General features: G+C 64.3%; 9 protein-coding genes. 1 reads left to right on the top strand and 8 read right to left on the bottom strand.

Annotated features, from left to right (window positions below; genetic code table 11):
• The 8 genes from K8V11_RS13200 to K8V11_RS13165 form a co-directional block, all read right to left on the bottom strand.
• Positions 1 to 154 (bottom strand): TetR family transcriptional regulator (locus tag K8V11_RS13200; protein WP_303915187.1); only part of this gene is annotated, 154 nt, incomplete at its 3' end.
• On the bottom strand, positions 151 to 2,517 hold the full coding sequence (locus tag K8V11_RS13195; RefSeq protein WP_303915184.1) for an MMPL family transporter: 2,367 nt from the start codon (positions 2,515 to 2,517) through the stop codon (positions 151 to 153). The genes K8V11_RS13200 and K8V11_RS13195, both read right to left, overlap by 4 nt.
• A 395-nt stretch (positions 2,518 to 2,912) precedes the next feature.
• Positions 2,913 to 3,593 (bottom strand): MOSC domain-containing protein, encoded by a 681-nt coding sequence (locus K8V11_RS13190; RefSeq protein WP_303915181.1) that lies wholly within the window; start codon positions 3,591 to 3,593, stop codon positions 2,913 to 2,915.
• 105 nt (positions 3,594 to 3,698) lie between these two features.
• The gene (locus K8V11_RS13185) at positions 3,699 to 4,847 is read right to left on the bottom strand and encodes a hypothetical protein (RefSeq protein WP_303915179.1); all 1,149 of its coding nucleotides are present in this window, start codon (positions 4,845 to 4,847) and stop codon (positions 3,699 to 3,701) included.
• Between the two features lie 134 nt (positions 4,848 to 4,981).
• Positions 4,982 to 5,731: a hypothetical protein gene (locus K8V11_RS13180; RefSeq protein WP_303915176.1), complete on the bottom strand. Its 750-nt coding sequence runs from the start codon at positions 5,729 to 5,731 to the stop codon at positions 4,982 to 4,984.
• Between the two features lie 68 nt (positions 5,732 to 5,799).
• Positions 5,800 to 7,302, bottom strand: coding sequence for an Ig-like domain-containing protein (locus K8V11_RS13175; protein WP_303915173.1), 1,503 nt, complete (start codon positions 7,300 to 7,302; stop codon positions 5,800 to 5,802).
• A 292-nt stretch (positions 7,303 to 7,594) separates the two neighbouring features.
• Entirely contained in the window at positions 7,595 to 9,001 is a 1,407-nt protein-coding gene (locus K8V11_RS13170; protein WP_303915170.1) for an NAD-dependent succinate-semialdehyde dehydrogenase, read from the bottom strand.
• Between the two features lie 55 nt (positions 9,002 to 9,056).
• On the bottom strand, positions 9,057 to 9,977 hold the full coding sequence (locus K8V11_RS13165) for a LysR family transcriptional regulator (protein ID WP_303915167.1): 921 nt from the start codon (positions 9,975 to 9,977) through the stop codon (positions 9,057 to 9,059).
• 87 nt (positions 9,978 to 10,064) lie between these two features.
• Between K8V11_RS13165 and K8V11_RS13160 the strand changes: the two genes are divergently transcribed.
• Positions 10,065 to 10,919: FAD-dependent oxidoreductase (locus K8V11_RS13160; RefSeq protein WP_303915164.1), on the top strand; the 855-nt coding region annotated here is incomplete at its 3' end.

Here is a 10,919-nt window from a genome sequence, read left to right as displayed (position 1 = left end):
AATAATTGTGGAAGGTGCGGGTGGAGACGCCGGCACGATCCGCGATGGCCGCGATCGTCACGCCCTCCTCGCCCTCTTCGGCGAGGAGCTCGACGGCCGCCACCGCCAGGCGGCGGCGCGTCTCGCTCTTCTTCCGTTCGCGCAGGCTCTTCATCGCTGCGCGTCGGCCGACTGCTTCTTCTGCCACAGCTCGTCCTCGATCTCGACGAGCGTCTCACCTTCGATATCGACGTGCGGGAGGATCTTGTCGAGCCACTTCGGCAGCTTCCACGCGTAATCTCCGAGCAGGAACATGACCGCCGGGATCAGGGTCATGCGCACGAGGAACGCGTCGAGGAACACGGCGGCGGCGAGCGCGAAGCCCATCACCTTGATGAACGGCTCATCCATGAGCATGAACGCCGCGAACACGGAGATCATGATGAGCGCGGCGGCCGTGACCACGCGCGCGCCGTGCTTGAAGCCGTTCGACACCGCGTTGTGCGCAGTCTTGCCGTGGACGAAGCCCTCGCGCATTCGCGAGACCAGGAACACCTGGTAGTCCATGGCCAGGCCGAACACGAGGCCGATGAGCATGATCGGGAGGAAGGAGATGATCGGCTGCGGATCGGAGATGATCCCACCCCAGCCTTCCTGCCACAGGCCGACGGTGATACCGAAGGTCGCGGCGACCGACAGCGCGAAGCCCAGCGCCGCGACGAGCGGCACGAGGATCGAGCGGAACACCACCATGAGAAGCAGGAACGCGAGCACGAGGACGATTGCGATGTACGGGATCAGCACCTCGGACAGGCGGTCGGAGATGTCTTCGTAGATGGGAGACACACCCGTGACGGCGTACGTCGCGCCGGTTTCGGACTGGAATGCGCCCTCGCCGGATCGGATGTTCTCGAGCACCTCCGCGGCACGCTCGTCGGTCGCGCCGACCTCGGGCGTGATCATCACCTGCGCGGCCGTGCCGTCCTCGCTGACCTGCGCGACCTGCGCGTTGGACACGCCTTCGGTGTCCTGCAGCTCCATGGCCGCCTTCGCGTAGATCGGCATCGCCTCTTCCGGGCTCTTGCCGTCGGCCTCGACGAGCGCGACCATCGGGGCGTTGCGTCCCGGGCCGAATCCCTCCTCGATCATCTCGTAGGCGACGCGGTTCGGGCTGCCCGGCTTCATGCTGCCGTCCGACGGCATTGCCAGGCGCAGCTGCGCCACGGGGAGTGCGAGCAGCACGAGCACCGCGACCACGGCACCGGCGAACACGATCGGGCGCTTGCGGATCTGGCGGACCCACTTGAGGCCCACCGTCGGCGCCTCGTTCTCCGGGTCCGGAGCCTTGACCACAGGCGCGCGGCCGGCGAAGACCTTCGTGCCGAACGCGCCGAGGATCGCCGGGAGCAGCGTCAGCGCGACGAGCACCGCGATCACGACCGTCACGGCGGCTGCGAGCGCCATCGCCGTCAGGAACGGGATATTGATGATGGACAGCGCGACGAGCGCGATGACGACGGTGAGGCCGGCGAAGACCACGGCCGAGCCCGCCTTGCCGACGGCCATGCCTGCGATGTGTGCGCGCTCGGCGCGGTCGATGGTCTTGATTCGCTTCGCGAGTTCGGCCGGCGAAATATCGTAGCCGTCCACGTGTTTGATCAGCTCGCTGCGGAACCGCGAGACGATGAACAGCGCGTAGTCGATGCCGACGGCGAGGCCGATCATCGAGGCCAGAGTCGGGGTCATCGAGTTGATGGTGTCGGTGACCGAGGTCGCCGCGAGCACACCGGCGATGCCGATCCCGACGCCCGTGACGCCGGTGAGCAGCGGCATTCCTGCGGCCACGAACGAACCGAACGTGATGATGAGGACCAGCGCGGCCACGGCGATGCCGATGAGCTCGGCGGCGCCGCCGATTTCCTGGGTCTGGAAGGCGTTGCCCGAGTAGGCGATCTCGAGGTCGGACGACTCGTGCTTCTCCACGACCTCCTTGAACGCCTCGACGTCCTCGGCTGGGATGTCCATCGAGGACTCCGAGTCGAAGGTGACGTCGAGGAGGCCTGTGCGCTTGTCCTCGCTGAGGGGGCTCATCGCCGCGATATCTGCGTCGATCTGCTCCTGCGGCAGCTTCTGCGCGGCCTTGGCCTCGCCGAGCTGCTGCGCCATTCCCGCGGCCGCGGTGGCCGGATCGACGAGCGTCTCTGTGCCCGTGAGGTACGGCTGTGTCTTGAGGTCGTCGACGAGCGAGGTGACCTGCTCAGAGACCTCCGGATCGGTGAGGGTCTTACCCTCCGGCGCCTTGACCACGACCTGGCCGGCGGGCGCCTCCATCTGGTCTTCTTGACCGGGGAACTTCGAGCTCATCTCCTCCTGGGTCTCGATGGACTCGAGCCCCGGGATGGAGAAGGTGGTGGAGGTGGGCTTGCTCAGCGTCATCGCGGCGGTCGCGGCGGCAACCACGATGAGAAGCCACACGGCGATGAATCGCCAGCGATGTGCGTAGGCAGATCTACCTACGCGGTAGAGAAACTTTGCCATGGAGGGTGGGCTCCTTGAATTGGAACTGTCCCCGGCCTGTCGCCAGATCGCATATCGCTTGATCGAGCAAGCACCCGGGCTAACAGGACCAATTTGTACACGCACGGTGAAACTTTGCACAAGGAGCGCAACAATTCATTTTGCATGCACAATTCGGATTCTGCAGCCTCTTGGATTTCGCAGCCGAACACTCACGTGATCCGCGTCGCACGCCGGCATCGCCCGCGCGGGGGACGCAGCACTCCCAGGCCCACACTTTTCCCAGTTCCGGCGCCACGCCTCGCATATGACGTCGGAGTTCACAGCTCACCCGGCGGCCACTCTCGGCGCCGTCACAGAACGGGGAAGATTTCCATGGGTAACCTTCGTCACAATTTTCCGGATCGGCGGCGCGCTCAGGCGTGGGACTGCAGCCATTTCGCGCGTCCGAGAAGGCGTTTGCGCAGTCTCTCGGTAAGACCTTCGGCATCGGCGAGCAGCAACACCTCGTCGATGTCCGGGCGCAGCTCCTGTTGCACGGCGAGCAGCCGGTCGAGAGGCGCCTCGGGCGCGGGGCGCTCGGTCAGCGTCATCCGATCGCCCGGGCTCACCTCGCCCTCTTCGAGCACGCGGAAGTACCAGCCCTGGCAGCGCAGCTCGGCGAGAGTGAGGTTCGCGCCGATGTGTCCGAGCAGGTTATCGACCTTCCAGCACGGCGAGCGCGGCTGCGAGACCTGCGCCAGCGCGGTACCGATGCGGTAGATATCGCCCACGCACACCGTCTTCTCGGTGGCGCCGCGGCCGTGGAAGTTCTCCCCGAGCATGCCCGGTTCGATGCGCACGTTCGGCAGCGCGGCCGCGAATTTCTCGTAGCCCTCGAGGGAGAAGTAGTGCAGCGCCTTCTCCGGCCCACCGTGCACGCGATGGTCGCCCTGATGGTCGCCGCCGAGCCCCAGCGTCGTCACCGGAATCGGACCTCCGACGTCATGCTTGGTGATTGCCGAGGGCTGGCCCTCGGGCTCTAGCGGGCGCACCTCCCCCACGCGGACGCAGTCGAGCACCACATCGATGTGCGTGTTCGTCGTCTCTGTCGCCATGGCAGCCCCCTCGCTCTCGTCGCCAATGGCCCCAGTCTATGACGCCGGACGCGCGTATCCCCACTTGCGAGAGCGTGACCTACCGGTTGGACGAGTCGCCGGCGGTTACTCGAAGTCCTCCTTGGTGACGGTGATGTCCTCCTCGTTCTGCTCGTCCTGGTTGAGCTCGTCGAGGGTTTTGCGGCGCTCCTGCTCGCGGCGACCGAACGTCGCCCGGAGGATGGATTCGTGGCTGTCGGCGTTAGAACCGAGCGCGCCTGCGATAACGCCCATGGACGTCGATAGCCAGGCGAGGCTGCCGTAGTCGTGGAGCGAGGCTTCCTTGCCAAGCTGTTCGGTGAGGAATGTTTCGTCGATCACCACCATCGAGGACACGAAGGTCACCACGTACAGACCGAGGTACATAAACACGACGCCGGTGAGCACGGTGAAGATCGTCGTCGAGTTGTAGAGCCGCGCCCACACGGCGCTGAAACGGCCGCTCGATTTCGTCTCCCACAAGTGGTTCGCCGCGATGAGCCACGTGGTCATCACGGCGACCGAGAACCCGCTGATGAGCAGCAGGCGCAGTGGGCTGAGCACGCTCGCCATCTGCCAGATGGATGTGTAGAACACGCCGAACGAGGAAGTCGCGACGGCCGCCGCCATCACACCCTTGAGCGAGGCGACAAGCTTCCACGGCTGGTTGATGCGCATCATCCCGATAACGGTGCGCACCCACCCCCAGCGGGTCTCGACGACCAGGGTGCTTTTCGCCTGGCCGCTGCTGTCGTCGGTCCAGTGGTGATTCTTCGACTGGACCGCGTACAGCAGATCCTCGTGGATATCCTGTCGGATGATCCCGGCGGCGGAGGCGACGATGAGACGCTCGACCACTCGCGCGACCCGGCGCACGCCGCAGGCGGGCAGCGAAATGATGCCCGCCATGCGCTGCAGGTCGATCTCGGCGGGGGTGGGCTTGCCGCCCCAGAGCCGCGGCATCTCAGTGAGGAAGATGACGACGTCGTCGGTCTTGCGGTTCCTCGGCACCGAACCGCCGAGGTGCACCTCGCCCTCGGGATCGAGGAGCAGGGAGCCCTGTTCGATGGAGACATCTATCGTCTCGCCGAGGTCCTCGCGCACCTTCGCCTCGAGCCCATCGCGGAGTTTATTGGCGATCGTTGTGGGCAGGCCTCGTTCGGCCACGATCCTCAGGCCTCGGCTCAATCCGGCCACCCCCTTGCGCTCGACGAGCATCGCTCCCTCGGCACTCATCGCGCAGCGCCGTTTTTCTGTCGCGTTTCAGCGTATCGGCGCCGGCACTCTCGCGTGCACAACTGTGCCCCCGCACCGAGGCGATGCGGGGGCACGAAGAGGGCCGACCGGAGCGCGGTCGAGTGTTGCGAGGATCAGCTGTCCATGAGCTTGGAGACGTCGACGCCGTTGATGACATCGGAGACGAACCCGGACGGATCGCTGGAAATGCCGCCCAGCTGGGTCGATCCGCTCGTCAGGGAGCCCAGCCCGGCGTCGTCGAGGCTGCCGGTCACGGTCTCGACCGCGTTAGGCTCGCGAATTGTCACGCAGGTGCCGATGGGGTTTGCGGTCTTTTTGCCGTCGATGAGCACCGTGGTAAACGAAGCTCCTGAGTCATAGACCTCCCCGGGGACCGCGTCATCGGGCACCTTGTATGTCGTCTCGAGCGCCACGAATGATCCGCCCACAGTGGTCCAGCCGGCGCCAGATCGCGACACCGAATTCGTATTCGCGTCCTTCAGTACCTTGTCGGTGACCGTCGTCCATTTCTGGCCGCCGACGAGCTTCCACACGCTTTCGCGCGCCTCCTTGAGCTCGAAGCCGGCGGGGTGAACGTCCATGATCTCTGAGACCAGCGCCCCTCCCCCCGAGACCGTCGTACGGTAGGTGACCGTGCCGCCCGGGGCGACCTTCGCGCTGCCCACGACCTCCTTGGTCAGCTTGTACTCCAAGCCTGCGCTGCCAGGCCATTTGTACGTCTTTGTCTGGGATGTCGCGCAGTTCGCGGTGTTCGTTTCTGCGGACGCGACTGCCGCCGAAGGACCGACGATCGCGGCGCCCGCCACGAATGATGCGGCTGCTGCCGTGGCCAACGCTGCGCGGATACTGGAGTGGGTGGGCATGTGTCTTCTTTCTTCCTGGGGATGATGTGGATCCGGGCGTTGTCTCGTCGCCCGGGTTGAGCTGCTGCTTAGCTACCGAGCATTTCGCCGACCGAGCCGAGGCTGCCGGCCGCGGAGTTCTTTCCGGACAAGCTTCCTCCCGGAAGGCTTCCGCCGCCCGGCTCACCCGGATCGTTGGGATCGGCCGGGGCGGTCGGCTCTTCGATGTCGATGGCGGCCGTACCTGCGGATGCAGCCGTTGTCGTATCACCGGCGTATTCCGCTGTGATCAGCACGCGACCCGGTGCGGTGGGCTTCCATTCGAGTGTCGCGACACCTGATGCGTCCACGGTGCCCTGGCCGATCACCGTCGCACCCGACTTGAAGGTCACCGTGGTGCCCTCGGTCCCGCCGGTCACCTGCGCGGAAAGTGTGACGGCGGAGTCGGTCTTCGCCGTGGCGGGAGCGGTCACGGCGGTACTCGTCTGGGTGATGGTCGGGTCTGCCTCGCCGACGGCGACACTCTGCGCTTCCGAGACCGAGGAGGCGATATTTCCGCCGCCGGAGTATTCGGCCACCACTGTCTTCGTTCCCGTCGTGCTGGGCGTCCAGCCGTATGTGGCGACGCCGTCGACCACGGGCGACTCGCCGACTACGACATTGTCGACCTTGAATGTGACGGTCGACCCTGCCGCGGCGGGAGCCACGCTCGCGCGAAGCAGGGTTTGCTTATCGACCTGTGCATCGGAGATCGCGTCGAGCGTCGTGCTGGAAGCCTCCGCCGACTGGGTTACCTGCACGGTTTGGGCCTGGGAATTCGAGGGGGCGATCTTCGTGTTTCCGGCGTAGCGGGCGGAGATCGAGTGCGCTCCCGCGGCGCTCGGGGTCCACTGGTAGGTCGCCTGCCCGCCGGTGACGGTGGCCTGGCCGATCTCGGTCTGACCGTCGTAGATACCGACCGTCTCGCCGTCCGGCACGCCGGAGGTAAACAGGTTAAGCGCCTTGCTCGCCCCGGTCTGAGCGGAGCCGATGGTGCCTAGCGATACCGAGGACGTTCCCTTCTGCACCGTGATCTTCGGGCCGGCCTCGCGGAACACGCCGTGCCCGTCAATTCCATTAGTCGTTACCCACTCGAAGCCGCCTGAACTGAACGTTCCCGGACCGCAGTTCACGGTGTAGCGCGACTTCATCACGACCGGCGGCTCCCAGGAGTTTGCCGCTGGCGGGTTGATCTGCACCGCGTCGTCGGTGACGGTCACTTCATTGGGCTTGGTCGCCTGCGTGTAGGTCTTTCCCGATACCGTCCAGGTGGCCGATCCGTCGACGTAATCGAAACACGTCGGGTGCATGTCCTTCACCCAGTGGACGAGCCACCAATTGGCGTTGTCTCTTTTGAGAGTCGTGGTCACCTCGACCACGTCGCCGACCTTGACGGTGGATTTGTCGAGCCCTCGAACGAACGACAGGCCGCTCTTTGCGCCCGTACCCGCGGCTTGCGCTTGGGCAGTTCCCGCGCCGAGCCCGAGGGCGATGGTCGCCGCTAATGCCGCGCTGCCGACGATCGCCCCGGTCCGCTTGATTCCCCTCACCATGTGCGTCTCCTTGCACACATGCCAGCGCGTCACTGCCGGCTCAATATAATGACCTGGATCACACTAGAGTGTCAACACCAACTTAGTTAATTAAGTTTTCCGGCGTGTAACTGCGTTTATCGCCTTAACGTCCCACCTGTCACAGCTGACTCTCTCTTCCCCACCAGTTGCTCGTCGAGAACGTCAACGCGCTGTGTCGAGCCGTTTATTGCGTCATGCCTAAAGCCCCCACGACAGCTGAAAGTGGGAGCGGCGCGCGCTCGCGCCGCTCCCCCTTTAAGAAATCGAGGCCTTAGGCCGGTGAAGCGCCGGCGCTCGACTGATCCGAAATGCGAATGAGCTTGTCGTTGACGAACTCGCCGACGCCCCAGCGAGCGAGTTCACGGCCGTAGCCCGAACGCCCGACGCCGCCGAACGGCAGCCCCGGCGCGGTTACCGCGTGCTCGTTGACGAAGGTCATACCGTCCTTAAGACGTGCCGCGACCTCGTGCGCCTTACCGACATCGGAGGACCACACCGAGCTGGACAGCCCGTACTCGGATTCCTCGTTGGCGATGCGGACGGCTTCGTCGATGCTGTCCGCGCTGTACACGATGGCGACGGGGCCGAATATCTCGTTGCAGCCGACGTCCTTCGAGGGATCGACGTCGGTGAGCAGCGTCGGCTCCATGTAAGCGCCGTCGCGATCGATTTTCTTGCCGCCCACGCGGATTTTCGCCGTGCCCTCGCTTGCGGCCTTGTCGAGCCGCTCGACGATTTCGTCCCGCGCTCCGATCGAGCTGAGCGGGCCGACGTCAGCGTCCGGATCGTCGTACGCCCCGACGGTGAGCTCCGCGATCTTCTTTTCCAGGTATTCGACGGTGCGGTCGTAGAACTCGGACTGCACGATCAGACGCTTTGGCGCGTTGCACGCCTGCCCCGTGTTGTACATGCGGATCTGCACGAACTTCTCGAGTACCCATTCAAGGTTGTCGTCGTCGAGCACGAGGAACGGGTCGTTCCCGCCGAGCTCGAGAAGGGACTTTTTGTAATTTTCGCCCGCAGTCTTCGCCACGGCCGCGCCGGCCTGTTCCGAACCGGTGAGCGAGACACCCTTGATGCGCTTGTCCGCGACGAACGGATCCATCTGCGAGCCCGAGGCATAGATGTTCTGGAACACGTCCTCCGGAAGCCCGGCCTCTCGGAGTAGATCCTCACACGCCTGCGAGGACAACGGGCAGATGCCGGCGTGCTTCAGGACCAGCGAATTCCCGAGCAGCAGGTTCGGGGCGGCCCACCGGGCGACCTGGTAGTAGGGGAAGTTCCACGGCATGATCCCGAGAAGAGGACCGAGCGGCTCCTTGACGACGTACGACCGTTCCGCGCCCTGCGGTTCGAGCTCCTCGGGAGCGAGAAGCTCTTCGGCGTGGTCGGCATACCAGCGGTAGATGCCCACGACAATCTGCAGCTCGCCCTTGGCCCACGAAGTGAGCTTTCCCATTTCGCGGCCGATGTGGTCGGCGAGTTCGTCGATTTTCTCTTCGTAGAGATCACCGGTCTTGCGAAGGATGTTCGCGCGCTCCTCGATGCTCGTGTTCTGCCACGACCGCTGGGCCGCGACCGAGCGGTCGAGAATCGCATCCCGATCCGAGTCATTGATGCGCTCGAAGCTGCCTTCTTGCTGTCCGGTGCTGGGATTATTGACTGCGAAAGTGCTCATGCCCCCTGTCTACGCTTCGTGGATATATATGACGACCTTCATGCTCGAATCGCTCTTACGGGGCTGCGTCGATCGCGCCTCCGAGCGCCTCGCTGTGCGTCGATAGGAAGTGATGGAGCCTTCGCACCGGAATAGTCGGTTCGTCGATCGCTGCGCTGAGACCGACAGTTCTCGTGCACTTGCTCAGCAGTGGAATCCTCACAAGACCGGAGATGTCCGATTCCGGCGGCGGAAGCAGCGCAACTCCGAGCCCCTGCGCAGTCAGCGCTCGAATGGTGTCGAACTCGGTGATCTCGAAGGGGACATTCGGCACGAAACCTGCGTCTTTGCACCACATGTCGATCATTCGCCGGAGATGATAGCTTCGCGGGTTTGCGATGAAGGTCTCATCCTTCAGTTCGCTCAACGACACCGAGGTTCTCCCCGCCAGGCGGTGGGTTTTCGATACATAACAGTCGATCGACTGGTAGCCGAGAATCGACGTAGGCACCTCGTTGGACGCAGGGATGACGATCGCAAGGTCGAGTTGGCCGGTGCGCAACTGTTTTACAAGTTCTTCTCCGTACCCCTGCACGACGTGAAGGCGGATTTTGGGATACCGGGAATGAAACGCCGCCAGCACTCCGGGAACGCTGAGCGGCGAAAGCGAAAGTGGGAACCCGAACCGGACCAGCCCTTCCTCCGGATCAGCATCTCTGGACAATGCTCCGATCGTCTCGTCCAGGGAGCGAAGCAGTCCGCGCGTGCGGACATGGAACTCACGCCCTTGTGGCGTGAGCTCGATTCCCCTGCCCACCCGTTGGACCAGTGGAACACCAAGCACGCTTTCGACCGTCCGCAGCCTTCGAGAAAGCGACGATTGCGGTACACCCATCGCGGCGGCAGCACCCGTCACCGTGCCCTCCGTCGCCAGCGCGTCGAAGGCGGCGAGAAGCGGTAAAAGCTGCTCGGCCTCGGCGGATAGAAACTGTTCCATATCCGGATTGTATCTATCCGATAGCGCTATGGACGGAATGAATTGCGCGGGCTCATCGTAGAAGCGATCCCATTCGACGGAGGCACCGTGAATACACAATCAAGCTCGACCGACGTCCTTCTCATCGGTGGCGGCATCATGTCCGCCACCGCCGTGCACATGATTCTCGACCGCGAGCCCGACTTTCACGTCACCGTTATCGAACGGCTCGACGAACTCGCCGCAGAATCTTCATCCGCATTCCATAACGCGGGCACCGGCCACGCCGGGTTGTGCGAGCTCAATTACACGCCCGAACTCCCTACCGGCGAGATCGACACCCGCAAGGCCGAGACGATGAACCGCCAGTTTGCCGACAACCTCGCCGCCTGGAAACACTGGTCAAAAGAAGGCATTCTCGGGTCGCTGGACAGCTTCCTCACCTCGGTCCCGCACATGTCTTTCGTGACCGGAGAACAAGACTCGACCTTCCTCCGCAAACGCCACGCGGCGCTTCGCGGCCTTCCCGGCTTCGAAGATCTCGAGTTCAGCATCGACCGCGACCGCATTGCCGAATGGGCCCCACTCCTCACCGAGGGCCGCGCCGCCGGTCCAATCGCGGCCACATGGCATCCCGGTGGCTACGACGTGGACTTCGGCACACTGACCCGCCAGCTGTTTGACTCAGCCATCCGGCGCGGGGCCACCATCCTCACCGGAACGGAAGTCACACGTCTGACGTCGGACGCAGCACACTCGTGGCGAGCAACCCTTCGCTCTTCACAGGACGGGGAGGTGGTCGGCACGATCCGCGCTCGGCGGGTTTTCGTCGGCGCCGGAGGTTGGACCTTGTCGCTGCTCCAGTCGGCGGGCCTGCCCCAGGTTCGCGGCTACGGGCTCCTACCCGTGAGCGGTAAGTTCCTGTACTCGTCGGAGGATTCCGTCGTCACCAAGCATCACGCG

This window comes from Dietzia timorensis (genome assembly GCF_020742175.1).
Classification (GTDB): Bacteria; Actinomycetota; Actinomycetes; order Mycobacteriales; family Mycobacteriaceae; genus Dietzia; species Dietzia timorensis_A.
The sequence above is the reverse complement of the archived record's forward strand: the minus strand, read 5'-3'. Positions and strand labels throughout refer to the sequence as shown.

Bases quoted from the DNA above. Each gene is read 5' to 3' on its own strand.
- K8V11_RS13195 (WP_303915184.1), bottom strand. From the start codon at position 2,517: ATGGCAAAGTTTCTCTACCGCGTAGGTAGATCTGCCTACGCACATCGC.
- K8V11_RS13190 (WP_303915181.1), bottom strand. From the start codon at position 3,593: ATGGCGACAGAGACGACGAACACGCACATCGATGTGGTGCTCGACTGC.
- K8V11_RS13185 (WP_303915179.1), bottom strand. From the start codon at position 4,847: ATGAGTGCCGAGGGAGCGATGCTCGTCGAGCGCAAGGGGGTGGCCGGA.
- K8V11_RS13180 (WP_303915176.1), bottom strand. From the start codon at position 5,731: ATGCCCACCCACTCCAGTATCCGCGCAGCGTTGGCCACGGCAGCAGCC.
- K8V11_RS13175 (WP_303915173.1), bottom strand. From the start codon at position 7,302: ATGGTGAGGGGAATCAAGCGGACCGGGGCGATCGTCGGCAGCGCGGCA.
- K8V11_RS13170 (WP_303915170.1), bottom strand. From the start codon at position 9,001: ATGAGCACTTTCGCAGTCAATAATCCCAGCACCGGACAGCAAGAAGGC.
- K8V11_RS13165 (WP_303915167.1), bottom strand. From the start codon at position 9,977: ATGGAACAGTTTCTATCCGCCGAGGCCGAGCAGCTTTTACCGCTTCTC.